The sequence below is a fragment of the Pristimantibacillus sp. PTI5 genome (assembly GCF_048572955.1).
GTDB lineage: Bacteria > Bacillota > Bacilli > Paenibacillales > Paenibacillaceae > Pristimantibacillus.
On sequence record NZ_CP183886.1, the window covers coordinates 4676526 to 4702758 of the forward strand.

General features: G+C 48.1%; 25 protein-coding genes and 1 other annotated feature. Of the genes, 23 read left to right on the forward strand and 2 right to left on the reverse strand.

Annotated elements, in window-relative coordinates:
- Positions 1–108: 108 nt before the first annotated feature.
- The 5 genes from ACN6MW_RS20930 to ACN6MW_RS20950 all read left to right on the forward strand — a co-directional run bounded on the left by ACN6MW_RS20930 (position 109) and on the right by ACN6MW_RS20950 (position 3357).
- Positions 109–1344 (forward strand): glycosyltransferase family 2 protein, encoded by a 1236-nt coding sequence (locus ACN6MW_RS20930; protein WP_419871900.1) that lies wholly within the window; start codon positions 109–111, stop codon positions 1342–1344.
- A 105-nt stretch (positions 1345–1449) separates the two neighbouring features.
- Positions 1450–1607 (forward strand) — a sequence feature (ribosomal protein L20 leader region).
- Entirely contained in the window at positions 1557–2162 is a 606-nt protein-coding gene (gene infC / locus ACN6MW_RS20935; RefSeq protein WP_414698837.1) for a translation initiation factor IF-3, read from the forward strand. Its footprint overlaps the feature before it by 51 nt.
- A 34-nt stretch (positions 2163–2196) precedes the next feature.
- Positions 2197–2394 (forward strand): 50S ribosomal protein L35, encoded by a 198-nt coding sequence (gene rpmI / locus ACN6MW_RS20940; RefSeq protein WP_053374531.1) that lies wholly within the window; start codon positions 2197–2199, stop codon positions 2392–2394.
- 50 nt (positions 2395–2444) lie between these two features.
- On the forward strand, positions 2445–2804 hold the full coding sequence (gene rplT, locus ACN6MW_RS20945) for a 50S ribosomal protein L20 (RefSeq protein WP_054028358.1): 360 nt from the start codon (positions 2445–2447) through the stop codon (positions 2802–2804).
- A 196-nt stretch (positions 2805–3000) separates the two neighbouring features.
- Entirely contained in the window at positions 3001–3357 is a 357-nt protein-coding gene (locus ACN6MW_RS20950; RefSeq protein ID WP_419871901.1) for a hypothetical protein, read from the forward strand.
- A 14-nt stretch (positions 3358–3371) separates the two neighbouring features.
- Here ACN6MW_RS20950 and ACN6MW_RS20955 read toward each other — a convergent pair whose 3' ends face one another.
- Positions 3372–3824 (reverse strand): GNAT family N-acetyltransferase, encoded by a 453-nt coding sequence (locus ACN6MW_RS20955; RefSeq protein WP_364144031.1) that lies wholly within the window; start codon positions 3822–3824, stop codon positions 3372–3374.
- Positions 3825–4390: 566 nt separating this feature from the next.
- Here ACN6MW_RS20955 and ilvB point away from each other — a divergent pair.
- The 4 genes from ilvB (at position 4391) to ACN6MW_RS20975 (ending at position 9403) form a co-directional block, all read left to right on the forward strand.
- Complete coding sequence (gene ilvB / locus ACN6MW_RS20960) at positions 4391–6136, forward strand: biosynthetic-type acetolactate synthase large subunit (protein WP_419871902.1); 1746 nt, start codon at positions 4391–4393, stop codon at positions 6134–6136.
- The gene (ilvN, locus tag ACN6MW_RS20965) at positions 6133–6618 is read left to right on the forward strand and encodes an acetolactate synthase small subunit (RefSeq protein WP_364144026.1); all 486 of its coding nucleotides are present in this window, start codon (positions 6133–6135) and stop codon (positions 6616–6618) included. The genes ilvB and ilvN overlap by 4 nt, the downstream gene beginning before the upstream one ends.
- Positions 6619–6742: 124 nt before the next feature.
- Positions 6743–7735 carry a ketol-acid reductoisomerase gene (gene ilvC, locus ACN6MW_RS20970; protein ID WP_183567566.1) on the forward strand — a complete coding sequence of 331 codons (993 nt, stop codon included), beginning with the start codon at positions 6743–6745 and terminating at the stop codon, positions 7733–7735.
- 123 nt (positions 7736–7858) lie between these two features.
- Positions 7859–9403, forward strand: coding sequence for a 2-isopropylmalate synthase (locus tag ACN6MW_RS20975; RefSeq protein WP_419871903.1), 1545 nt, complete (start codon positions 7859–7861; stop codon positions 9401–9403).
- 94 nt (positions 9404–9497) lie between these two features.
- Here ACN6MW_RS20975 and ACN6MW_RS20980 read toward each other — a convergent pair whose 3' ends face one another.
- The gene (locus tag ACN6MW_RS20980) at positions 9498–9665 is read right to left on the reverse strand and encodes a hypothetical protein (RefSeq protein ID WP_419871904.1); all 168 of its coding nucleotides are present in this window, start codon (positions 9663–9665) and stop codon (positions 9498–9500) included.
- Between the two features lie 276 nt (positions 9666–9941).
- Between ACN6MW_RS20980 and ACN6MW_RS20985 the strand changes: the two genes are divergently transcribed.
- From ACN6MW_RS20985 to ACN6MW_RS21050, 14 genes are all read left to right on the forward strand, one after another.
- On the forward strand, positions 9942–10082 hold the full coding sequence (locus tag ACN6MW_RS20985) for a hypothetical protein (protein ID WP_419871905.1): 141 nt from the start codon (positions 9942–9944) through the stop codon (positions 10080–10082).
- Positions 10083–10310: 228 nt separating this feature from the next.
- Complete coding sequence (leuB, locus tag ACN6MW_RS20990) at positions 10311–11390, forward strand: 3-isopropylmalate dehydrogenase (RefSeq protein WP_364144015.1); 1080 nt, start codon at positions 10311–10313, stop codon at positions 11388–11390.
- 145 nt (positions 11391–11535) lie between these two features.
- A complete protein-coding gene (locus ACN6MW_RS20995) occupies positions 11536–12084 on the forward strand; it encodes a peroxiredoxin (protein WP_364144012.1) in 549 nt (182 codons plus the stop codon).
- A 116-nt stretch (positions 12085–12200) separates the two neighbouring features.
- Entirely contained in the window at positions 12201–12596 is a 396-nt protein-coding gene (locus tag ACN6MW_RS21000) for a helix-turn-helix domain-containing protein (protein ID WP_419876514.1), read from the forward strand.
- Complete coding sequence (locus tag ACN6MW_RS21005; protein WP_419876248.1) at positions 12491–13351, forward strand: IS3 family transposase; 861 nt, start codon at positions 12491–12493, stop codon at positions 13349–13351. The genes ACN6MW_RS21000 and ACN6MW_RS21005 overlap by 106 nt, the downstream gene beginning before the upstream one ends.
- A 422-nt stretch (positions 13352–13773) precedes the next feature.
- Complete coding sequence (locus ACN6MW_RS21010; RefSeq protein WP_419871906.1) at positions 13774–14190, forward strand: hypothetical protein; 417 nt, start codon at positions 13774–13776, stop codon at positions 14188–14190.
- Positions 14191–14325: 135 nt separating this feature from the next.
- Positions 14326–15141, forward strand: coding sequence for an RNA polymerase sigma factor SigI (gene sigI / locus ACN6MW_RS21015; RefSeq protein WP_419871907.1), 816 nt, complete (start codon positions 14326–14328; stop codon positions 15139–15141).
- Complete coding sequence (locus tag ACN6MW_RS21020) at positions 15138–16457, forward strand: anti-sigma-I factor RsgI family protein (RefSeq protein ID WP_419871908.1); 1320 nt, start codon at positions 15138–15140, stop codon at positions 16455–16457. Before sigI ends, ACN6MW_RS21020 begins: the two co-directional genes overlap by 4 nt.
- 244 nt (positions 16458–16701) lie before the next feature.
- Positions 16702–18072 (forward strand): ATP-binding protein, encoded by a 1371-nt coding sequence (locus ACN6MW_RS21025; RefSeq protein ID WP_364144003.1) that lies wholly within the window; start codon positions 16702–16704, stop codon positions 18070–18072.
- A gap of 220 nt (positions 18073–18292) precedes the next feature.
- Positions 18293–19816 (forward strand): leucyl aminopeptidase, encoded by a 1524-nt coding sequence (locus ACN6MW_RS21030; protein ID WP_419871909.1) that lies wholly within the window; start codon positions 18293–18295, stop codon positions 19814–19816.
- A 20-nt stretch (positions 19817–19836) separates the two neighbouring features.
- Positions 19837–21093, forward strand: a complete 1257-nt coding sequence (locus tag ACN6MW_RS21035) for an MFS transporter (protein ID WP_419871910.1) — start codon at positions 19837–19839, stop codon at positions 21091–21093.
- A 42-nt stretch (positions 21094–21135) separates the two neighbouring features.
- Positions 21136–21843, forward strand: coding sequence for a DNA alkylation repair protein (locus ACN6MW_RS21040; protein ID WP_419871911.1), 708 nt, complete (start codon positions 21136–21138; stop codon positions 21841–21843).
- A gap of 178 nt (positions 21844–22021) precedes the next feature.
- On the forward strand, positions 22022–22981 hold the full coding sequence (locus ACN6MW_RS21045) for an acetylxylan esterase (RefSeq protein ID WP_419871912.1): 960 nt from the start codon (positions 22022–22024) through the stop codon (positions 22979–22981).
- Between the two features lie 342 nt (positions 22982–23323).
- On the forward strand, positions 23324–26230 hold the full coding sequence (locus ACN6MW_RS21050) for a 2-oxoglutarate dehydrogenase E1 component (protein ID WP_419871913.1): 2907 nt from the start codon (positions 23324–23326) through the stop codon (positions 26228–26230).
- Positions 26231–26233 lie beyond the last annotated feature (3 nt).

A 26233-nucleotide genomic window follows, 5' to 3' on the forward strand; every position in this document is an offset into this window, starting at 1 on the left:
CAGAGAAACACTCATACAAAGAGAGAAAATATAATAAAAAGCTTGCAGCAGCCGTGCTAGAATGCTGAAAAAAAGCAAAAAAATGGGGTCTCAAGGGGGCAGTATCGCATGGTTCTAAGTATTATTTTTATCGCGTTTCAAATCGTGATGGCGTTGATTGCGGTTTACCAGTTCGGTATTTCTATTTTCGGCCTGATGAAAAACAAAAGCCGGAAGCATCACGCGCCACAAAAATCGTTTGCGGTTTTAGTGGCAGCACACAACGAGGAAAAAGTTGTCGGCGCGCTTATCGAAAATTTAAAAAAGATGGATTACCCGGAAGAACTATACGATATATTTGTAATTTGTGATAACTGTACGGATGGAACGGCAGACATCAGCCGCAGCCACGGGGTTCATGCTTGCGAAAGAACCAATCAGCTGCTGCGCGGCAAAGGATATGCAATTGAGTGGATGCTGAAAGAGCTATGGGCTATGCCTCGTCAATATGATGCGATTGTCATGTTCGATGCGGATAATCTCGTAAACCCGGACTTCCTGCAATTGATGAACAATGATTTATGCGAGGGCCATCAAGTGATTCAAGGGTATTTGGATACGAAGAATCCGGATGATTCTTGGGTTACCGCGGCATACGGCATCACGTACTGGTATTGCAACCGTTTGTGGCAGCTATCCAGAACTAACCTGAAGATGAGCAATTTCCTTGGAGGCACCGGGATGTGTTTCGAATCGGCGCTGCTCAAGGACATGGGTTGGGGCGCGACTAGCTTGGTAGAGGACTTGGAATTCTCAATGCGCTGCGTACAGCGGGGCATTTACCCGATCCTGAATTACGATGCCAAAGTGTATGACGAGAAGCCGGTAACGTTCAAAGCTTCGGCAAGGCAGCGTCTTCGCTGGATGCAGGGGCATTTCAACGTAGCGCGCAATTACTTTTTTCCGCTTCTGTGGGCAAGCATCAAGGAACGCAACTTCGTGAAATTCGATTCGGCGATCTACACGGTTTCGGTTTATAATACTTTGCTTGGTTTTATCTTGACGCTTGTAATGTGGATCGATATTGCGATTCCTTCGACGAACTATTTGGATTCGCTTTATAACTATTTGCCATGGTGGACGGTTGGAATCGCGGCGGCAGCCGGCATTATCCAATTCCCGCTGGCGCTTATGCTTGAGAAAGTGAAATCGTGGAAAATGTATGCTCATCTTCTTACGCTTCCGTTTTTCCTTATCTCTTGGTGGCCTATAACGTTTTACGCTTTCTTTACCCAGAACAACAAAACGTGGAGCCACACGCAGCATACCCGCGTCGTTCGGATCGAAGAAGTGCAAAGCAAATAATGATGTGGGAAGCGAACAGAGTTTCGATAATCTTTTCGCAAGCGGTTGACACGGCTTTGTGGGCCATGGTATAGTAACACGGTAACATTTTCAACTAACTTAATGACGCACAAGCAGAAGCGCCCGCTTCTCACCTTTCGGCTACGGCTGGCTGGTTCGCGATAATCGATTAGTCATTCCATTATTTCTACCGAAATAGTGCTCTGACATACATGTACGGTTATGAGATGCGGGTTCTAACGAACCCGCATTTTTTTATTGCGTGGAGACATGAAACAAACCAATTTTGGAGGTGGCACGTTATTAGCAGAGAACATCAAATCAATGATGAGATCCGGGCCAGAGAAGTACGGCTTGTAGGCGCTGAAGGTGAGCAGATCGGTATTAAATCGATTCGTGATGCTATGCAGATGGCGGTTGAACTTAATTTGGACCTGGTGAACGTCGCACCGACGGCTAAGCCGCCGGTATGCCGGATCATGGACTACGGAAAGTTCCGTTACGAGCAGCAGAAGAAAGAAAAAGAAGCTCGTAAAAACCAAAAGATCGTTGATCTTAAAGAAGTTTGGTTCCGTGCTAACATTGATGAAAACGACTACCAAACGAAATTCCGTAACGTTGTCAAATTTCTCAATGAAGGCGATAAAGTGAAAGCATCCGTCAGATTCCGCGGCCGTGAGATTGCGCATGCGTCTCTGGGACAAAAGATTTTGGATCGTCTTTCAAAAGAGGTTGCCGAATTATGCAGCGTTGAGCGCGCTCCTAAGCTGGAAGGCCGGAGCATGATTATGATTTTGGCACCCAAAACCAACAGCTAACAACTGATGAAGAACTTTAAGGAGGATAACTGATATGCCTAAGATGAAAACTCACAGCAGTCTGAAAGACCGCTTTAAAATTACTGGAACTGGTAAAGTAAAACGTTACAAAGCTTACCGTAACCACTTGCTTTCACACAAATCCGGTCGTCAAAAACGCGTGCTTGCTGGTCAACCGCTTATGGCTGCTGGCGACGTTCGTCGTTTGAAGCAAGGCCTTTCTAACTTGTAATAATAAGCTACAACAAATAAGCTAATTCAACCTACAGGAGGTTTCCATTCATGGCAAGAGTCAAAGGCGGATTTGTCCGCACTCGTCGTCGCAAAAGAATTCTAAAGCTAGCTAAAGGTTATTTCGGTTCGAAACATCGCCTGTTTAAAACAGCGAAGGAGCAAGTTGGTAAGTCCCTTATGTACGCATACCGTGACCGTCGCAACAAAAAACGTGACATCCGCAGACTGTGGATCGTTCGTATTAACGCGGCAGCTCGCATCAACGGACTTTCGTACAACAAATTCATGCACGGCTTGAAGCTTGCGGGCGTAGAAGTTAACCGCAAAATCCTTGCTGACCTGGCAGTTAACGATATGACTTCGTTCAACTCCCTTGCAGGCATTGCAAAAGAAAAAATTAACGCGTAGGCGTTAATCACATATAAAGGCTGTCCAAGTCATCTATTCGATGAGTTGGGCAGCCTTTTTTGTATTGCCTTGTCCATTTCACCCGTTTAATGGCTAAAGGATGCATTCGCACATTTGTTGCGGCAGAGGACAAACAAACAGACGAATGCTCTTTTCCTTGAATATGCTGAAGGACAACAGGAAAGGAGGGATTTCTATGCATAACGTTTCCAAACAAGACGTACGGAAACTGATCGGCAAATCCATTTATGCAGTTCGTCCAGACGGCTCTGTCGTCACTGGCAAGCTCGTTAAGGTACACCAAAATAAACTGATCATTGCTCCATTAGAGAATGAAAAGGGAAAAGTCGTACAAACGAAAGCTATTTTGCCTCTCGTTTTGTTTGATCTTCTTGCAATCGGTACGCTTCCGTTCTTTGGCGGTGGATTCGGCGGCGGAGGCTGCTGCAACAACAACTTTAAAAATCAATGCTGCTTCGACGGCGGCGGGTACGGCGGCGGCTATGGCGGTTATGGCGGCGGATACGGCAACCAAGGATACAACGGATATTAATGGCGGATAGATGATCATGGCGGGGTGAGCGGCTTAAGCAGCTCATAGCAGCGTAGATCAGGGTAGTAGCGGACGGTGTGATAGCCAAGCTTGCTATAGAGATGATGAGCTTTATCATTTACCTGATCCACAAACAGTCTGGCAACCTTGCAGTTCTGCGTTCTGCCGTAAGCCTCGCTATGAGCCATTAATTTTCTGCCCCATTGCCGGTTTCGGTGATCGGGATGCGTGACCATCATATCTAAATAAAGGACCTCGCCCATTACTTCAAAATGAAGGAAGGAGACAGGTGGGCTCTTCTTTGATAAGGATGCTACATAAGTAACGCCGCGGCGGAAGCGCTTAGGGAGCTCTCGGATCGTTTGGGCATCAAGCTGGTGCACCGTATGGGATAAAGGAATAAGCTCGTTCCGTATAAGGCGCACCACCTCGGCCTGATCCAGCCTGGGGTCATAAAGTCGAATCATATCCATCATTCCATTTCTGCGGCGCCGGACGACAGGAACGCTGCATGAGTTTGCCGTTTGGGGGCTAAAATAGTATATGTGCATTTGCCTGTGAATGCGCCAATTAGAATTTGCAGGAAGAATCATTAGGGTTCTTGACGAACGAGGATTCACGGCATATAATAAAGAAAGTCTTATCTACCACGTACCGGTGTACGCACCATGTGGTAAATACAAAATCAGCAATGATGAGGACGAAGTGCTTAGGGCCCTTTTGAACAGAGAGCGGATGGATTAGCTGCAACCATCGCCAAAATCCCTTTTCTACGAGCTCACCTCGGAGCTGTTTCCTTGAAAAGCAACAACGAATGCTGTTGCCTAATAGGGGAAATCGCAAGGCAAGCGTTAAAGTGCCAATAGTATGAACGTATGTGCACGACGTTCTTACTTGTGGAGGTTATACATCGGGAGACGTATAACAAATTTGGGTGGTACCACGGAAGATATACCTTTCGTCCCTCGTTGCTTCTTTTTGAAGCATGAGGAGCGAAAGGTTTTTTTGTTTTTTTCTGAGAGGAGGATGACTGATGGTAACGCAAGGTGCAACACTGAAGTCAAAAGAGGAAATGAAGGAAAGACTCTCGAAGCCCGAGGTCATATCCGGTTCGGAAATTTTGCTAAGAAGTCTACTTCTTGAGGGTGTAGATTGTGTATTCGGCTATCCTGGCGGAGCAGTGTTGTACATTTATGACGCGATGCACGGAAACCCCGATTTCAATCATTTACTTACCCGCCATGAGCAGGGAGCTATTCACGCAGCAGACGGCTACGCCCGCGCAAGCGGTAAAGTAGGCGTATGTATCGCAACGTCAGGTCCGGGAGCAACGAACCTCGTTACGGGGATTGCGACGGCCTACATGGATTCTGTGCCGTTAGTCGTGATTACGGGCAATGTCATTTCCAGCTTGATCGGAAGCGATGCTTTCCAGGAAGCCGACATTACCGGCATTACAATGCCGATTACGAAGCACAGCTACTTGGTACGCGATGTTGAGGATTTGCCGCGTATTATTCATGAAGCATTCCATATTGCCAACACTGGACGCAAAGGCCCAGTATTGATTGACATACCGAAAGATATCTCGGCGGCTAAAACATTGTTCAAGCCATCGACGGAAGTAAGCATCCGCGGCTATAACCCGACGGTATCGCCAAACAAGAATCAAGTCGACAAGCTCATTAAGGCCATTGAACAAGCCGAGCGTCCGCTTATCTTGGCTGGCGGCGGAGTCGTATACTCTGGCGGCCACGAAGAGCTGTTCGAGTTCGTAACGAAGACGCAAATACCGATTACGACGACCTTGCTTGGTTTGGGAGCATTCCCAAGCGGCAATGACCTGTTCCTGGGCATGCCGGGCATGCACGGTACTTATACGGCTAACAAATCGATTCAAAGCGCTGATTTGCTTATTAATATCGGCGCCCGCTTCGATGACCGTGTTACCGGTAAGCTTTCAGGCTTCGCGCCGCTTGCAAAGATCGTTCATATTGACATCGATCCTGCGGAAATCGGCAAAAACGTGCCGACGGACATTCCGATCGTAGGCGATGTGAAGACGGTTCTGGAGCTAGTGAACAAGCAAGCTAAGCGTGCGGATAAAGCGGACGATTGGCGTGCGAAGCTTAAAGCATCTTGTGAGCAATATCCATTCAGCTACAAGGATTCCGAGGATGAACTGAAGCCGCAATGGGTTATCGAGATGATTCACGAAACGACAAACGGCGATGCGATCGTAACGACTGACGTTGGCCAGCACCAAATGTGGGCAGCGCAGTATTACAAATTCAATAAGCCTCGTTCATGGGTAACCTCAGGGGGCCTTGGCACGATGGGCTTTGGATTCCCTTCCGCTATCGGCGCTCAAATGGCGAACCCGGAACGCGTAGTCGTTTCAATCAATGGTGACGGCGGAATGCAAATGTGTGCGCAGGAGCTTGCGATATGCGCGATCAACAATATTCCGGTTAAAGTCGTCATCATCAATAACCAGGTGCTTGGGATGGTTCGTCAGTGGCAGGAGCTGATCTATGAAAACCGCTACAGCCATATCGATCTCTCGGGCAGCCCTGACTTCGTTAAGCTTTCCGAGGCTTACGGGGTAAAAGGCTTCCGCGCTACGAACAAAGAAGACGCACGTGCTGTATGGGAAGAGGCGCTGCGTCATCCTGGTCCGGCAGTTGTTGAGTTCGTCGTTCGCAAAGAAGAGAACGTGTACCCAATGGTTGCGCAAGGAAGCACCATCGACGAAATGATCATGGGGGATGCGGAATGAAAAAGCACACGATCGCAGTAATCGTTAACGATCAGCCCGGCGTTCTGCAGCGCGTTTCCGGCTTGTTCGGACGCCGCGGCTTCAACATTGAAAGTATTACGGTTGGTTCCAGCGAAGAAGCAGGCTTGTCGCGTATGGTCATCGTCACCTCAGGTGATGACCATACCCTCGAGCAGGTTACGAAGCAATTGTACAAGCTTATTGATGTCATTAAAGTGATCGATCTGAGCTCCAATCCGATGGTTGCCCGCGAGCTTGCGCTTATCAAAGTGAATGCAGAGCCCGCAACCCGTCCGGAAATTCTAGGCGTAGTTGAAACCTTCCGCGCAGCGGTTGTTGACATTGGCACTCATTCGCTTATGGTACAAGTAGTCGGCGACACGGAGAAAATCGACGCTATGGTTGAATTGCTTAAGCCCTACGGCATTCGCGAGCTTTCGCGTACAGGCGTAACGGCCTTAAACAGAGGCAACGCAAAGTAGTAACCAAAATCTATTTCCACATCCCGCTTTGAGCGGGAGTTTAAGGGGAGAACCGCTGCTTATGGGTCATTCTCTGCTTAAACACCCGCTCAAAAGGGTTAAATTAAAGGAGGCAATTATTAAAATGGCAGTTACAATGTACTATGAAAAAGACGCTGATCAAGGCGTACTACAAGGCAAAACAATCGCAGTAATCGGTTACGGTAGCCAAGGACACGCTCAAGCGCAAAACCTTCGCGACAGCGGCTTGAAAGTAGTTATCGGACTTCGTCCGGGTAAATCCGCCGATGTTGCTAAAAAAGACGGTTTCGAAGTACTTACAGTTGCAGAAGCAACTAAAGTAGCTGACGTTGTTCAAATCTTGCTTCCTGACGAAACACAAGCGAAAGTATACAGCGAAGAAATCGCTCCTAACCTGAAAAAAGGCGCGGCTCTTATGTTCTCTCACGGCTTCAACATCCACTACGGCCAAATCGTGCCTAACGCAGATACAGACGTATTCCTAGTTGCTCCAAAATCCCCTGGTCACATGGTTCGCCGTACTTACCAAGAGGGCTTTGGCGTTCCTGGTCTAATTGCAATCGAGCAAGATGCTACTGGCAATGCTAAAGCTATCGGCCTTGCATATGCTAAAGGTATCGGCTGTACGCGTGCAGGCGTTATCGAAACTTCTTTCAAAGAAGAAACAGAAACAGATTTGTTCGGTGAGCAAGCCGTTCTTTGCGGCGGTGCTTCCGCACTTGTTAAAGCAGGCTTCGAGACGCTTGTTGAAGCTGGCTATGCTCCGGAAATGGCTTACTTCGAGTGCTTGCACGAGCTTAAGCTGATCGTTGACATGATGTATGAAGGCGGAATTTCGTCGATGCGCGATTCCATCTCCAATACTGCAGAATACGGCGATTATGTAACTGGTCCTCGTATTGTTACGGAAGAAACGAAAAAAGAAATGAAACGCGTATTGGAAGATATCCAATCCGGCCGTTTCGCTCGTGATTTCATCTTGGAAAACCAATCGAACCGTGCAATGCTTACAGCTACGCGCCGTAACGAAGCTGCTCATCCAATTGAGCAAACAGGCGCACAGCTTCGCGAATTGATGCACTGGATCAAGAAGTAATATCAGATAGAATGAACGACCATATCCCGGTTCGCCGGATCGCCGTACGAAGCGGATCACGTTTCGTACGGCGGCCCCATGCGCGTGCCGGGATCATTCTGTTCACGGAGGTGCAATGCACAAATGCGGAAAATTTATGTTTTCGATACAACGCTTCGTGATGGAGAGCAATCTCCCGGGGTAAACCTGAACACGAAGGAAAAGGTAGAGATTGCCCTTCAGCTTGAGAAGCTTGGAGTGGACCGTATTGAGGCTGGCTTCCCAGCGGCTTCGCCAGGCGATCTTGCTGCGGTTAACGCGGTTGCGCGCGCAGTGAAGAATGCTACGGTAATCGGTCTGTCGCGCTCGCGCGAGCAGGATATCGATGCAGTGCGCGAAGCGCTTATCGGTGCGCAGGATCCGTGCATTCACGTGTTCCTTGCTACCAGCCCTATCCACCGTAAGCATAAGCTTCGGATGGAGAAGGATCAGGTGCTTGAAACGGCAGAGCGCGCTATTCGTTACGCGAAGCAATACTTTGACAAGGTCGAGTTCTCGGCTGAGGATGCCGGTCGTACCGAGCTTGATTTCTTATGCCAGGTAACGGAGCTCGCGATCAAAGCGGGAGCAACGGTCGTAAACATTCCGGATACGGTTGGTTACTTGAACCCGCATGAATTCGGCAATATCTTCAAAACGCTGAAGGAAAACGTACCGAATATCGAAACGATTCAGTTGAGCGCACATTGCCATGATGATCTCGGCATGGCTACGGCTAACGCGCTTGCGGCAATTTTGAACGGCGCGGATCAAGTCGAAGGTACCATTAACGGAATCGGGGAGCGTGCAGGCAATACGGCGATTGAAGAAATCGCAATGGCGCTTGCGACACGTCCGGATTACTTTGGTGCACAAACGACATTGAATCTGAAGGAAATCGCCAAGACGAGCCGGCTTGTCAGCAAGCTGACGGGAATGGTGGTTCCAGGCAACAAAGCCATCGTAGGAGCCAATGCGTTCGCGCATGAGTCTGGCATTCACCAGGATGGCATGCTGAAAGAGAAAACGACATACGAGATCATTTCACCTGAAACGATCGGTCTGAAAGAATCTAAGCTGGTGCTCGGCAAGCACTCCGGACGCCATGCGTTCCGCGAGAAGCTGATCGATCTAGGCTATGAGCTTGAGGATGAAGCGGTTAACGCGGCGTTTGCTAAATTCAAGGATTTGGCCGATCGCAAGAAAACCGTTAGCGATGAAGATATTCTCGCTATGCTGGAAGAAAAGCTGATCGATACGCCGGAAGTATTCAGCCTGGAGACGATCCAAGTCAGCTACGGCAACCAATCGACGCCAAGCGCTTCCGTTCGGATCCGCAGCGCGGAAGGCGAAGTCGTGGAAGAAGTAGCAATCGGCAACGGTTCCGTTGACGCGATATATAACGCGATCGACAAGGTTACCAAGGAAGCTGTGGAGCTTGAGGACTACTCGATTAAATCGGTTTCGCAAGGCAAGGATGCCCAAGGCGAGGTTCATGTCGTTCTGAAGCAGGATGAAGTTTCTGCCCAAGGCCGCGGACTTAGCACGGATATCCTAGAAGCGAGCGCGCGCGCCTATATCGACGCGCTGAACCGTTTGATCGAGAAGCGCAAGACGCCTGGCCGCCGCGACAAGATGAGCTTGATCTAGAAAAGAACATATAAATGCCGAATAGGACAGTTCCGCAAGGTCGATACATGACCATCGGGACTGTCCTATTTTTATTTCTTGGTAAAATCGATAATCATGATTCCAACAGCCTTTTTAGCAGCTTCTCGCGTTGAAGATCTAGCACGAAGGTAGGCGTAGGCGTTACGCCGTCATAATACGTATGGAATAAGTTCGGCACGGTCTTAAACCCCAGGCTTTTATGTGCTTCGATAAAATATGGCAGCGATACCGTGGATTCCACGACCAGCTCGCCTGCGGGCTACAACTTCAAAATCAAGCTCTACGAGAGGCATGCGCGTAATGATTTGGCGTCACCGGGGATAGAAACCAAGGCTCTGGCAGTGCTCTCCTGCCGGCTATGACGATTAGGATCTGCGGGTGCAGCTGCTGAGGAAATAATCCCTAAGCCATTGGTAAAGGCTTTCCATGCGCGGCCGGCTAGGAAGCTGCTTTCCAGTTCATCATGCTTTGCGTCCACTCAAGCACACTTACGCTAAGCAGCGGTCAGACAGCGGTTGTGACCTCATACAGCTCGGCCATTGCGAATCGTCCGGTAGTGCAAATCATCAAGGAGGCAGACGGCCACCAGGTACACGAGCCCGACGTGCTTGATCTCGCGGCAAGCCGTAACATTACCATCGTATCGTCTACGGGTTAAAAATGATCCATGAATGGGCGAGTGCAATCTAATTTAGCATTCGTCTTTTCGGTTCTTTATAGCTTCAGTCTATAGAGTAAATAGATTTTATATCTTTGTAATCAGACCGTTTTTATGGTACAAATGATAATAGAATGAGAATGAGTGTGAAAACTTGCTTATCGCCAGAAGTTATCAGAATGGTTGAATGGACAAGTTTAATTGAAAAAGAGGAGTGTTACATTTATTATGTCAGACGTAAAAAAAATTGCTGTTATTGCCGGCGACGGTATCGGCCCTGAGGTTGTTGGCGAAGCGCTTAAAGTACTCAAAAAAACCGAAGAGCTTTATGGCTATAAATTCGAAACGGCGAATGGCTTGTTCGGCGGTATTGCAATCGATGAAAAAGGAACGCCGCTACCGCAAGAAACGCTTGACCTTTGCAAAGGCGCGGATGCGGTATTGCTGGGCGCGGTAGGCGGACCGAAATGGGACAACAACTCTAAAGAGCTTCGTCCGGAAACAGGCTTGCTGGGCATTCGCAAAGCATTGGGCCTTTTCTCGAATATCCGTCCCGCAACAGTGTTTGATTGCTTGAAAGAAGCATCGACTTTGAAGCCGGAAGTTCTTGAAGGCACGGATCTGATTGTAGTCCGCGAATTGACAGGCGGCATTTACTTTGGCGAGAAATTCCGTCGCGAAGGTGCCGGCGGCGAGGAAGCGGTTGATACTTGCGTATACAATGTCCAAGAAATCGAGCGTATTGTTCGTCAAGCATTCGATATCGCAATGACTCGCGGCAAACGCTTAGCTTCGGTTGATAAAGCGAACGTATTGGAAACATCGCGTCTATGGCGTGAAGTGGTAAACCGGATCGCTCCTGAATATCCAGAGGTTGAACTGGAGCACGTACTTGTTGATAACTGCGCGATGCAGCTGCTTCGCCGTCCTTCGAGCTTTGATGTCATCGTAACCGAAAATATGTTCGGCGATATTCTAAGCGACGAAGCGGCTATGCTGACTGGTTCAATTGGCATGCTCTCGTCTGCTTCGCTGGGTGAAGGAAGCTTCGGCTTGTACGAGCCGGTACATGGCTCCGCTCCTGATATCGCAGGTCAAGGGATCTCCAATCCAATCGCGACGATTCTTTCGGTAGCGCTGATGTTCCGTCTAACTTTCGGATATCACGAAGCTGCTGCGGCAATTGAAGCTGCAGTTAAAGAAGTGCTTGATGCTGGACACCGTACCGGCGACATCGCAGTTGATAAGAGTAAAGCGATCGGAACAACAGAAATGGGCGATTTGATCGTAGCCGCACTTAGAAAGTAGTTCCTAGTTTATAATTATTATAAATAAATATTGATTATAATATTGACTTCATTCTAGACTAGTGATACTATTTACTAGGTAAGTCACACAGATGAAGTGACGTGAAAAATAAAAATTTATGGATAGGTCAAGGAGGTTTTCTATTATGGCAGAGCGTTTGGTAGGCCGCCAGGCCCCAGATTTTTCGATGGAAACAGCAACAGGCGACGGTAAAGATTTCGGTACAGCATCACTTGCGGATTACAAAGGCAAATGGCTCGTATTGTTCTTCTACCCGCTTGACTTCACATTTGTATGCCCAACGGAAATCACTGCGTTGAGCGTTGCAGCTGCTGAATTCAAAAAACTGAACACTGAAATTCTTGGTGTCAGCATTGACAGCAAACACAGCCACCGTGCATGGATCAACACGCCGGTTAACGATAATGGCCTAGGCCAACTTGAATTCCCGCTTGCAGCTGATATCACGAAAAGCGTTGCTCGTGACTACGGCGTGCTAATTGAAGAAGAAGGTATCGCTCTTCGCGGCCTTTTCATCATCAACCCAGAAGGCGAAGTACAATACCAAGTTGTTAACCACAACAACGTTGGCCGCAGCGTAGACGAAACGCTTCGCGTATTGCAAGCTTTGCAATCCGGCGGACTTTGCCCAATCAACTGGAAACCAGGTCAACAAACACTGGTTGCAAAATAACATTTCGCTTATAAATAAACAAAACCCGTGCCATTTTGAAGTGCACCCCTTATAGTAGACATTGTAAAAACACCCTGGTGTTTAAACCGATGAAACTATAGGGGGTGCTTTTCGTTATGGCGAGAAAAGGACAGAAATTTGAGAAGTATAGTTTTGAATTGAAGAAGAAGGCTATTGAGCTACGACATGGAGGTATGACCAAGCAGAGGGTAGCGGAAGAGCTTGGGATCGCAGATATCGGGCGTTTAAAGGTGTGGATGAGGAAGTATAAAGAGCAAGGCGAATATGGACTTATGGAACACCGAGGCAGACGAGTACAGTACAAGGATCAGGAACGTTATCTTAAGCGATTGGAGATGGAGAACGCTGTCCTAAAAAAGTGGTTAGAAATTACGAAGAAGGAGGTATACCAGAGAAGTATCGGCTCGTCTGCGAACTTCGTGAAGGTTTTAGCGTCAAAGAACTCTGTAAAGAAATCGGTGTCTCCCGAAGTGGATTCTACGCATACTTGAAGCGACTGAAAACAGATGAGAATAAGGAGGATAAACAGTTAATTCGTGACACTTTTGAATACTATAGAGGCGTGTATGGGTACCGCCAAATTCAATTGTTCATGTTCCAAGATCATGGCGTGTGGATGAACCATAAGAAGGTTCTCCGGCTCATGCAAGAAATGGAGCTGCGCTCTAGAGTACGTCGTAAATACCATCACAGTACTCGAAGCTGGAACATTGGTGATCGCGTTACGAAGAACATACTGGAACGTAACTTTCAAGCGGAAGCACCCAATCAAAAATGGGTAACTGACGTCACACAGTATCGAATTGGTGATGTTTGGTTGTATCTCTCCGCCATTAAAGATTTGTGTCAGAACGAAATTGTCGCTTACCAAACCAGTCATCACAATGACAAGCAACTTGTTCTACAGACGTTCTCTAAGGCGTTTGAAAAGGAAAAGGACGTGGCTGGGCTGATCGTTCACAGCGATCAGGGGTCCCAGTACACGTCCTACGATTACCACGACATGCTGCCAAAGGTTGGCGCCCAAATCAGCATGTCCAGGCGAGGCAATTGTTACGATAATGCCTCAATGGAAAGCTTCTTCTCGCATTTGAAGACAGAAGCGCTCTATCCTTATGATATTCGATCAGTAGAAGAAGCACAAAGCCGAATTGAAGAATATATACACTTTTACAACAATAAGCGTCCACAAAGAAAACTAAACAAGCTGGCTCCGATTCAGTACCGGCTCCAGCTTGTTAGGTAGGGTCTTTTATTCAGTGTCCGCTATATGGGGTCTTGACCATTTTGGCACGGGTTTTGTTTATTTATAAGGCCGCGAGGCAGATATTATAATAAGAAAGCAGGAATTTCGTTAATGTAAAGCGAATAAGGTATATAGCCACAGGACATATAAGAATTCAAAGTTTGCATACTTATCCGGTTGTTGATGCTTATGATTTAGGTTTGCTTCGCAAACCTAAGATGATGCTTACGAAGTAGGTTTGCTTCGCAAACCTAAGATGATGCTTACGAAGTAGGTTTGCTTCGCAAACCTAAGATGATGCTTACGAAGTAGGTTTGCTTCGCAAACCTAAGATGATGCTTACGAAGTAGGTTTGCTTCGCAAACCTAAGATGATGCTTACGAAGTAGGTTTGCTTCGCAAACCTTTAAGGAGGAGTCGTCAATGAGTTTTTGCTGTGGAGCTAGCATGATTGGAACAAAAGGAACGCTAAAACATTTTCGGACGCATATACATAATGTGCCTATCATGTTTTGCCCGGTCTGCCACCGTGTAGATATTCATTATTTAGTTGAAAACGAATATGAGATATTAGCCGAATATGCGCATGGAGATGGCGCAGCTGAAGTTGATTTTCAGGAGTATGTTGAGCAAGAAGGCAAGGCACTGCTTGAAAACTGCGTAAACCATGAGAACGAAGATCCGATGGATGTGGTTCACAGTCAAATCGATATGGCACTTGATTTGCTTAGCTTCGCTAAGCAGATTGAGGATACGGAATGGCAGCTTGTTCTGAAGAAGCGTCTGGGGATGCTGAACAACAGAAGGAATAAGCTACGTCAACGCCGTACTTCCGTTTAGTTTATTAAAACACGAATGGTGAGCCTCCTTTTTGGAGGCTTTTCTTTTTTTAAAAATAAATGAAGATCTTCTCATAATGTACCCCCCGAAACCGGGCAGACAGAAACGAATCATACTAATAGTGAGGTGGAGCGGTTGTTACTTGTATTGTTCAAACGCTTTCTGCGGAAGCCAGTTTCTGCTGAAGCCGCGGAGGTTGAGCAGAAGCTTACTCCCGAACAATGTGTTGCTCGCATTCGTCAAGGTGACGAGCAGCAGCGCGAGCAGTTCATAGCAGACTATAAACCTTATATCATGAAAGTAACAAGTCGATTTTGCAAACGGTATATAGACCCGAATCGAGACGATGAGTTCAGCGTAGCGCTGCTTGCTTTTAACGAGGCCATCAATCAGTTCGAGAGTCGCGCAGGGAAATCATTTATCGGATTTTCTGAAACCGTCATTCGCCGTCGGCTTATTGACTATGTCCGAAAAGAACAAAGGCATTCGAAGGTCGTCCCCTACAGCATGTTTGATTCGGAAGACGATGAGCAGCCTCAATATAATTCCGTCGAGACCAGACAAGCGATGAATGCATTTGAAGTCAAACGGACCGAGGATGAGCGAAGGCTTGAAATATTAGAACTTGACCATGAGCTTGAACGGTTTGGCATTTCCTTTGCGGAGTTGGTTGAGAATTCACCCAAGCACTCGGACTCCAGAAGACTTTTGATTGGTATTGCACAAACCCTGGTGAGCGAACCCCAACTGTTAGATTCGCTAAGGCAAACGAATAAGCTGTCTGTTAAAGAGTTAACGGAAATGTGCGGCGTTTCCCGGAAAACGGTGGAAAGAAACCGGAAATATATCATTGCCATTGCACTTGTTATTTCAGGGACTTATCCATTCATGCATGATTATTTACATATTGCCGGTGAAACAATTGATACGAATAAGGAGGCGAGCAAATGAAACGCGGAGTTGTGATGAGCATTCATAAGCAGCATGCAGTCGTCATGACGGCAGACGGTCAATTCTTGCAAGCCCCTATTCAAGGCATGCCGCAGATTGGCGAAGAGATTATTTTCGAAGAGGAATACAGGAAGCCGCGTACGGTTAAACCTGTCTATTGGTATGGCAGCGCCGCTGCACTTATTATGGTGTTGTTCTTGCCGCTTCTCTTGGTCATGCAGCGTGATGCGCATCCAGTAGTAGCCTATGTCAGCATGGATATCAATCCAAGCGTAGAGCTTGGCGTGGACGAGAATGAGAAAGTACGCGAGCTGCGCGCTTTGAATGAGGACGGCGAGCAAATCATTAAAGGCCTTCAATTCGAAGGCGTTAACGTTGAAACGGTAGCCGCTGCCATTTTGGAGAGGGCTAAAGGCTCACATTATCTTGATACGCCTAATAAAGATATCTTTATTACAAGCGTGCTGCTAGGCGACCCTTCCGCACTTAAACTCGATTATGAGAATATTTTGACGGGAAAAGTCGACGAAACGCTTCGAGCATTGCTGACAAAGCTTGCTGCCGAGGCGGCAAGCGCGAATATTACCACGATGTCGATCCCGAATGAGGTCCGTGAGGAAGCGTCTGTGAACGGGATCTCTTCCGGCAAGATGGCTGTGTATTTAATGGCAAAAGAAGAAGGCTACTCGATTGAAATCGAACAGCTGAAGCAGCAGTCCATCGATAAAATAACGGAGCCAATCGGTGGAGTAAAGACGATTGTAGATAATGCGGAAGATAAGAGCAAAGAGAAATTGAAGGAACTGGTCGCCAAGGAGAAAGCGGAAAAGGCCAAAAAGCAAAAGGCTGATCAATCGAATGCGGTTAAGCCTTCGGCAATCCCGAAATCGAATAAGCCTGTAAAAGCCGCTAAACCGGAACAGCCGGTAACCAGTACGTCGGCTAAACCCTCCGAAACGGCTAAACCGGGTAAAAACGGTGAATGGAACAAAAAGCCTACGGTAACGCCCGGAAAAACAAATAAACCTGATCGGCCAACTCGTCCGAATACCGATAAGCAGGATGACAAGTATGGAGATCAAGACGAAGATAATGATGAGGATTGGAATGACTCCGATAGCGATGATAATAATGATCAAGACGACAATCGCAATCAAGATCGCAATAATGATGACGAGGATAACGGCCGGGACAATGATGATGATCGAAACGGCCGTAACAATGATCAGAAGGATGGCAAAGATAAGGACAGCAAGAGCGATGATAAGCAGCGTGATAAAGATAACGATAAGAAGAAGGATAACGAAAACAATTAATAGGATAGCGGTTTGAACGAAGCTGGCAAGGGCTAAATGGGCTGGTTTTTTGATCGTAGAAGCATGTTTAAAGGATGTGATCAGGCAAATAGACTAAAGTCCTAATCGACATAGGGCGCAGCTATTTGCCTATTCGCTTAACAAATTTCGACAGTATTTCCGATTGACAGCGATTGTAAACTCGCCCTATGATTAGTAGTAACTGTAACCGTTATTTAGAGATATTGCCGGGGAGGAGTACATGATGTTGGCCATTCGAAAGCGCTATTTCCCGGCGCTTGCCGAGTATATAAGAAGTGGTAAGGAAGTATCATTATTCCACGCCAATGAGCTTGGCAAGGAGCTTTACGGAATAAACCCCGAAGAAATAATTGCCGTACACGAGGAATGTATACAATCTTTAGCCGCGAATGTCGATTCTGAGGAGGCTGTAAGATTATACAATCGCTCATTTGTATTTTTGATGGAAATCATGGTCGCATGCCGCTTTCGTTTACAGCCCGAACGATCGACGGAGCAGAAATTTACGGAGATGCGGGAGATGCTTTTCCGTTCCAACCGTTCATTTGAAAAAGTGAAGAACAAATACGAAAATGTGCTGCAGCACATGGACAGCGGAATCGCCCTGTTTGACAGTGACGGTATTTTATCGTTTATCAATGTGCAAATGGCCAAGCTGCTGGATATTCCGCGCAAAACCTTGATTGGCTGTACAATTAAAGAGATTTTAAGGCATAGGCAGCTCACCAGCAGCACCAAGAGAACGGTACTAAGGCTTTATAAAGAAATGTTTCTCATGCACAGTCGGTACTATGAATTCCAGCACAAAGACGGCAAACATCTACTGGTAACGGTTACTTACGGTGATCAATTAGACGGTGATTTTTTAATTAGCGTCAAGGATGTCTCGGAATACAAGCAAATAGAACAGACGGCACTGCAAAATGACAAGCTTGCCATGCTAGGCAAAATCGCAGCTGCAATTGCACATGAAATTCGTAATCCCTTAACGAGTATCCGCGGCTTTATTCAACTGCTGCGTCCTTATTTGCTGGAGGTAGGCAAAGAAGAATACGCGCGCATTATTTTAACGGAAATTGACCGGGCTAATGATATTATTTATGAATTTTTAAACTCGTCCAAGCCGTCGGCACCCATGAAGCAATTGGTGTCCATCGATCATTTGATAAAGGAAGTTGTTCTGCTGACGGAAAGCGAAGCCTTGATGCGGAATTGCGAGATCAAGTCGGAATGCTATTGTTCAGAGCATCTTGTGTCGATTGACGTAAAACAGGTTAAACAAGTTATTTTAAACATTATCAAAAATTCGCTCGATGCCATTGAAGAGGTTCATGGCGAACGAAGAGGCCTCATCGACATTATTACGCGCAGTAACGGCCAGTTTGCGGAAATTATCATAAAAGATAATGGAAAAGGCATGGATAAAGCGACGATGAGCCGGTTATTCGATCCTTTTTTCACGACGAAGCAATCGGGAACGGGACTCGGTCTATCGGTAAGCTACCGGATTGTCCGCAACCATAACGGAACGATCCGAGTCGAAAGCCAACCTGGCATAGGGACGGAATTCATCCTAACATTGCCGTTAGCCTAAACGGAGACGCATCCCTAAAAGATTTGGATAATATAAAAGCTCTTCTTCCAACTGGAAAGAAGGGCTTTTCGTATTTTAAACCAGGATAAAAGCAGGAGCATGACTCCAATTATAAACATGGAAAAGTATATAGACCTTAGGTATAATGAGTTTGGAAAAAGATGTTTTATAGAATCATGCCGAATGGGTGGCAATCCATGAAGAAAGCGAGGACATATAAATGAGCGTTCAATTTACATACGGGGTTCGGGATTCAGAGCAAGCGGCCGTCGATGCGGTTATTCGATTTGTCAGCAAAAAGGAACTCATTCCAGGAGATACGGCAGCGCAGATCATACAGCCGCAGATCGATGATGCGCTTCGTGCGCTTCATGCCAAAGGTTTGTTTAAGGCAGATGCAGAGCAGATCGAAGTGATGCCGACTTTAGGCCTTTATCCTTCGGCCCATATCGTGTTTGTGGGACTTGAGCAGGATGGCGGAGCAACGGGCCTGCGGCTTGCCGCTGCGGCTGCCGCAAAAGCATTAAAAAAAATGCGTGCGGAAAAGGTCCAGGTGCTGTTATCGGAAGTTTTGCTGGAAGGCTCGCAGGCTAAGCTCGGTGCCGAGCGTTCGGCTCAAGCGCTGACGGAGGGTTTGCTGCTTGCGCTTCATGTCCGTCAGCCTTTGAAACGTGAGCAGAATGAAAGATTTACGCTGAAGGAAGTCGCTTTTGTGCCGCAGGCAGCGGCAACTACGCCAGAGGAAGCTGCTTTGTGGGAGCAGGGCATCGCTAAAGGAAAGCTTTATGCGGAAGGCGTTAACTTGGCCAGGGATTTGACTAATCTTCCTGGTAATGATCTGACTCCGGAGCGTCTGGCGCATCATGCGGAGGAACTGGCCCGGGAACTCGATTTGGAAATCGAGGTTATTGACGAGTGGAGCGCGGCGGAGCAGCGGATGGGCGGTTTGCTTGGCGTCGGTCAAGGCAGCATTAACCCGCCGCGAATGATCATTATTCACTATAAGGGCGATCCGGGCTCCGAGGAAACTTGGGGTTTCATTGGCAAAGGGATTACCTTTGATACCGGCGGCATCTCGTTAAAAAGAGCGGAAGGAATGCAGGAGATGATCTCGGATATGGGCGGCGCCGCAGCCGTACTGGGAGCAATGCGCGTCATCGGAGAGCTGAAGCCCGCGATAAATGTTATTGCGGTTATTCCAACCGCCGAGAATATGCCGTCCGACCGGGCTATTAAACCGGGAGACGTGCTGCGCATGATGAGCGGACATACGGTTGAGATCGTAAATACGGATGCCGAAGGAAGATTGGTGCTTGCCGACGGGCTCACCACCGCGATTACCAGAGGCGCGACGAAGCTGGTTGACGTAGCAACGCTGACGGGTGCCGTTTCGGTTGCGCTTGGCACCCAAGCAACCGGTGCAGTAACCAATCATGAGGGTCTCCTCAAGCAGGTACAGTCGGCGTCGGAGCGGGCAGGCGAGAGAATTTGGCAGCTCCCTTCTTATCCGGAGTACAAGAAGCAGATTATGAGCGATGCTGCCGATTTGAAAAACAGCGGGGGGCGATATGGCGGGACGATAACCGGCGGCCTTTTTATCGGGCATTTTGCAGAAGGCTTGCCTTGGGTCCATCTGGATATCGCGGGAACCGCATGGCTGGAATCGAGCCGTGGCTGGGAGCCTAAGGGAGCGACAGGCGTCATGGTTAGGACACTGATTGAACTGGTTGTTCACCACGAGTAAGCAGAGCGGAGAGGGTTACTATGTTAAAGGACATCCTGCTGCCTAGACGGAGAATGTCCATGCAGCGGAGAGGCTTGCACACGGCTGTTGTGGAAGGTATTCCCGCTACGATTATCGGAAATTTACTCGGAGGTCCGCTGCTTACGGCGTACCTCCTTTATTTGGGAGCAAAGTCGGACGCCATTGGCGCTGCGCTTGCGATCCCTGCATTTGCCAACCTTGTTCAACTCGTTATTGCTTTTTATATGCACCGTTTTGAGAATCGCCGGCTTTATGTCTTGATGTTCAGCCTTGTACATCGCATCTTGTGGGTCGCAACGGGTCTTATTCCTTTCTGGGTGCCTGAGAGCTACTGGGTTGCGGCCTATATCGGAATGTTTACGGTTTCATTTATTTGCGCCCAGTCAGCCGGGGTGCTTTGGACATCGCTTGTTGCGGATATGGTGCCTGCCCAGGTTCGCGGACGCTATTTTGGCATAAGGAATACGATCCATTGGGCGGTGGCAAGCCTATGTCTGCTCATTGGAGGCCAAATATTGAACCGCATGCCGGAAGGCAGCGGCTTTGTAGTGTTATATGTGATTTGCGCAGCAGCCACGGTATGGAACGGTATCGAGCTTTTCCGTTATCCTAATCTGCCGCTGGAGCGCTCGATTGAAACGTCAAAGTGGAAAATGCTTAAAAAACCGCTAGGTGACCGCACTTATTTGTTTGCTACTCTTTTTTTGGCAACCTTTATTTTGATTCAAAACATTGCGGTTCCGCTCTTCTCTTATGTCATGCTGGATATCGTGAAGCTTAATTACACCTGGGTGACTGTCATCACAACGATTCAGATGATCGTAATGATGTTCAGCTATTACTATTGGGGAAATTTGAACAGCAAATTCGCGACGCGCACTTTGCTTAGATGGGCGCTTCCGATCATTGCTTTTGCCTGCTTGCTCTGGTCCGGTATGGAGCTGCTGCCAACGATTCTTGTTTTAGTTATCGTTCATTGCGTCCTCGGGATTGGCATTGGGGGATACAATCTGCTTGCCTTTAATTTTATTATCGGGGATACGCCTAAATCGGAGCGTCCAATGTATATCGCTGTCTTTTCCGCGCTAACCGGCATTACGGGGTTTATCGGTCCGCTGTTAGGCGGTTGGATATATAAGCGCTTAGAGGATAGCCCGTACTGGGTGCAAAGCTACGGCATTTCAATGTTTACGGGGGCATTGCTGCTGGTCATGGCGCTTGCGATTGGGCCTACGGTATTGAAGGGGGAAAAGTAGAGCGCGATTAAGGTTCATATGGCCTAAAAAGGGGACAAGAACATGACATATGAAGAAGTTATGCAGGAGCTGGAACGCCTGGGGAACGAACAAACAAAAATGACTTTCATTCGGCACGGGGCGATGGAACCGTTGTTCGGGGTAAAAATCGGGGACTTAAAGAAACTCGTGAAACCAGTGAAAAAGGACCAGGAGCTTGCGCTTAAGCTTTTTGAATCGAAGAATAGCGATGCCATGTATTTGGCGGGATTAACCGTGAATCCGAGAACCATGTCCAAAGAGATGCTTCAGTACTGGGTAAAGCAAGCCTATTGGTACATGACGGCGGAATATACGGTTGCAAACGTGGCCGCTGAAAGCCCTTTTGCCCGTGAGCTCGCGCTTGAATGGATAGATTCGGCGGATGAGATGATAGCTACCTGCGGTTGGAGCGTTTATGCGAATTATATTTCCATAACGCAGGATGAGCAGCTGGATCTAGACGAAATCGGAAATTTGCTGAAGCGTATTCAAAGCACCATTCATTCCGAACAAAACCGTGTCCGATATACCATGAATGCCTTTGTAATGACGACTGGCATTTATGTTACAGAGCTGCGGGAAGAAGCGTTGGCTGTTGGGGAGAGCATCGGAAAAGTACATGTCGATGTCGGCAATACCGCATGCAAAGTGCCTATTGCAGCTGAATATATCGAGAAAGCAGTGTCGATGGGCAAGGCGGGCGTGAAGAAAAAAACATGCATCTGCTAATTATGGGCTAATGCGTGTTTTACAGGCAGAAGCTGTGTTACGGGCTATTTATTGATTGACTTGCTGAGTCGTTCATGAGATAGCCCTTTTGATTGCGGATGACGGACAGGAACTTAGGATTCTTTTAACCGATTGCGAAAATGGACGAAAATACATAGGGGAATAGGGGTATACTGATATGCATGCATTAGAACGTAGAAAAAATGATTTGCTGTCTTATCATCCGCCGTTAACCATGGATGCAGCTGCACTTAATCTTTATTGGCAAGCCGTATTAGACAGCTATGCAGACAAGCCGCTTGCGATTGCCAGGGAGCTGCTCGATACTCCGATTGCTGCCGTAAGGACGGAACGGCTGACCTTTAAGGGAAGTGACGATACGCCTATTCATGGCTTGTATATCGTGCCGCAGCAAGGTTTGGCTGGCGAGAAGATCCCTTGCGTCATCATTTATCAGGGCTATACGGGCGATAAAGGCCTGCCTGAGCGCTACGCCGCATGGCTGCTGCTAGGTTATGCCGTATTTGCGGTCGATGCGAGAGGGCAAGGTGGCGAAACCGGAAATCTGCTGACCTCCGAAGAAGGTGCGGTCAAAGGCTGGGTAACGCAGGGGCTGTCCAGCATCGAACAAAGTTATTACAGAGCCATAACGATGGATGCGGTAAGAGCTGTCGATGTCGCTCTGTTCCAAGAAGAGGTGGATCCTGCACGAATCGCGGTTGTCGGAGGGAGCCAAGGTGGCGGACTTGCGCTGCTTGCCGCCGCTCTTCATTCGAAGGTTAGCGCGGTCGTCTCCGATATTCCGAATATGTGCCATATGGATTATGGCATTATGCATTCGACGGGCTCTCTGACGGAAATCGCGCAGCATATTAAGCGTTATCCAGAACGCTTGAACGCGGTGCTGGGGACGCTCGCCCATTTTGATCTACTGAATTTGGCAGAAAGGATCAAAGCACCGGTCTTAATGTCGGTAGGCTGGAAGGACACCGTATGCCTGCCAGAAACGGTATATGCGGTATACAACCGCATTCGTTCGCGCAAACAGCTGAATGATTATCCATTTTCGGGCCATGAGGTAAGTGAATATCAAACCCGCGAAGCGATTTTATTCCTGCAGCAAGCGTTCAAAAGCTGAGCTATGAAGCAGTAGAGCCAGTCGAACGGGCAGCGGCCGATTCATGCCCGATTTCTTGTCCGAGAACGACAATCAATGCTTCAAATGGATGATATCGATGCCAATATGATCATGGATAGCGAGCTTACTATGTACTAAAATATAAAGGAGCTATAAAGCTGTATCCTATACTTTAACGCAATATGAAACCTGCACTAGAAAATACGGTATAATTTAATAACCATTCATATTAAATGCATGTTGAAACGTTTTGAACATTAGTAAGCTGGCGGGCATGCATGCTGGGCTTCGCCTTTGAAAATAATAGGATGGCAATGAATAGAGAGGGTGGAATTTTCTGCAATGAGCAACCATGATGAGCGTAATTATTCGCCTTGGCAAAGCTACTATGGACCCAACCTTGGGTATGTGCAGGAGCAATACGAACGTTTCTTAACCGATCCAACTTCCGTTGAGTCAACGGTTCGAGAGCTGTTTGAACGTTTTGGAGCACCTCCGGCTGTATCGATGGGGGCTGTCCCTACAAGCAAGCCAAGCGAGCAACAGGCTGCATCAAGTGCAGCAGCGCCTGGTCCGATTGATTCGAATATGTTGAAAAAGGTTGTCGCTGCGCATCAGCTTATGCTGAACATACGCAGATACGGCCATTTAGCTGCGGATATAGACCCGCTCGGCTTTAGTCCAGCAGCAGATACGAAGCTGCTCGAGCCAGAAACCTTCGGTCTTACTCAAGCGGATTTGGCGTCTATTCCGGCATCGCTGATTTGGGATAATGCTCCGGCATCGATCTCGAACGGCTGGGAAGCGATTAACCGCCTTAGAGAAATATATACCCGCTCAGCGGCTTATGAGTTTACACATATCCATGATGAAAATGAACGGAACTGGCTGCATAAGCAAGCGGAATCGGGCAGCTTCCCGGCACCGTTGTCGGCAAGGGAACGTTCGGCATTGCTTGAGCGTCTTATGGAAGTTGAATATTTCGAGAACTTCCTGCACCGGACATTTGTGGGTCAAAAACGTTTCTCCATCGAAGGCTTAGATATGCTCGTGCCCGTATTGGATGAAATCGTGCGTGCCGTAGCACATGACGGAGCAAACCATATTCTGATGGGTATGGCTCACCGCGGACGCCTAAACGTACTTACGCATGTACTAGGCAAGCCTTACGAGAAAATTTTCTCCGAGTTCCACCATGCGCCTAACAAGGAGCTCATTCCGTCAGAAGGATCTATGGGCCTTAACTATGGCTGGACCGGCGACGTGAAATACCATTTAGGAGCAGACCGGGCGATTAAGGAAGGCGAAACTATTCGCGCGAATCTTACCCTTGCCAACAATCCGAGTCATCTGGAGTTTGTTAATCCGGTGGTCGAAGGCTTCACGCGGGCCGCGCAAGAGGATCGCAGCAAGCCGGGCATGCCGAAGCAGGATTCATCCAAAGCCGTTACGATCTGCGTACATGGCGACGCTGCTTTCATCGGTGAGGGCATTGTAGCCGAGACGCTTAACTTTAATAAGCTGCAAGGCTATCACAATGGCGGTACCTTGCATATCATCGCGAATAACCGACTTGGTTTCACCACGAACAGCATTGATTCACGTTCGACGCATTACGCCAGCGACCTGGCGAAGGGCTTCGATATTCCTATCGTACACGTAAATGCGGATGAGCCGGAAGCTTGCTTGGCTGCTGTACGCCTAGCTTGCGAATACCGTCTCCGCTACAATAAAGGTTTTGTCATCGATTTGATCGGTTACCGTCGTTTCGGTCATAATGAAATGGATGATCCGGAAGTAACTCAGCCTCTTATGTACACGAAGGTCCGCAATCACCCGACGGTAAGCGTGCTTTATGCCGATCAGTTGAAAGGCGAGAAAGCGATCACGGAAGAGCAGGTCGAGGAGCTGCGCCAGCGTACCAACGGAAAGCTGCAAGCAGCCTACGATGCGATGAAAGCAAAGGAAGGCCAGCCGCAGATTCGCGGCGAGCAGCGGAAATCAGTGATTCCAACAGGTGAAGAAGCCCGCACAGCGGTGCCTCTTGAAACGCTTCGCGAAATTAACTTGGAGCTGCTTAACCGTCCTGAGGGCTTCACGGAGTATACGAAGCTTCAACGTATTTTGCAGCGCAGAGCATCCGCTTTGAACGATGGGGAAAAGATTGATTGGGCGCATGCGGAGGCGCTTGCGTTCGCAACGATTCTCGCAGACGGCACGCCGATTCGGCTAAGCGGACAGGATTCGGAGCGCGGTACGTTTGCGCACCGTCACATCATGCTTAACGATAATGCCAATGCAGCCAAATTCTCGCCGCTTCATATGCTTCCGCAAGCGAAAGCTTCCTTTGCGGTTCATAACAGCCCATTGTCCGAAACGGCAGTGCTTGGCTTTGAGTACGGCTATAATGTATTCGCGCCTGAAACCTTCGTGATCTGGGAAGCGCAATACGGAGATTTTGCGAACGTCGCACAGGTTATTTTTGACCAATTCATCTCAGCTGGCCGTGCGAAATGGTCGCAAAAATCAGGGATTACGATTTTGCTTCCGCATGGCTATGAAGGCCAAGGCCCGGAGCATTCCAGTGCAAGACTTGAGCGTTTCCTTCAGCTATCGGCTGATAACAACTGGACGGTTGCCAACCTGACAACTTCCGCTCAATATTTCCACTTGCTGCGTAAGCAAGCCTCGCTATTAGGCACCGAGCAGGTTCGTCCGCTCGTTCTAATGGCGCCAAAAAGCTTGATCCGTAATCCTCGTGTTGCTTCACACGGCGTTGATTTGAGCGAAGGCTCATTCAAGCCCGTGCTGCCGCAATTTAGCCTGACGGAGCCGAAGGATCAGAAGGATAAAGTAAAACGCTTGCTGCTTTGCACAGGCAAGGTTGCTGTCGATATTGAAGAAGCGCTTGCTTCGTCAAACGCAGAGGACTTTGATTGGCTGCGCGTGGCAAGAGTCGAGCAGCTGTATCCGTTCGCTCATGCGGAAATCGAGCGCATCGTGAAACAGTTCGACAAGCTGGAAGAGATCGTATGGGTACAAGAAGAGCCGCAAAACATGGGCTCATGGAGCTTTATGGAGCCTAGACTGCGCGCATTGGCGCCTAAGAAGGCAGCTGTCCGTTACGTCGGCAGACCTGATCGCTCGAGTACGGCAAGCGGACACCAAGAGGTGCACGCCGCAGAACAGAAGTGGATTCTTTCTACAGCATTGAACGGCAAACCAGTTGAAAGTTTGATAAGGGGGTAGTGA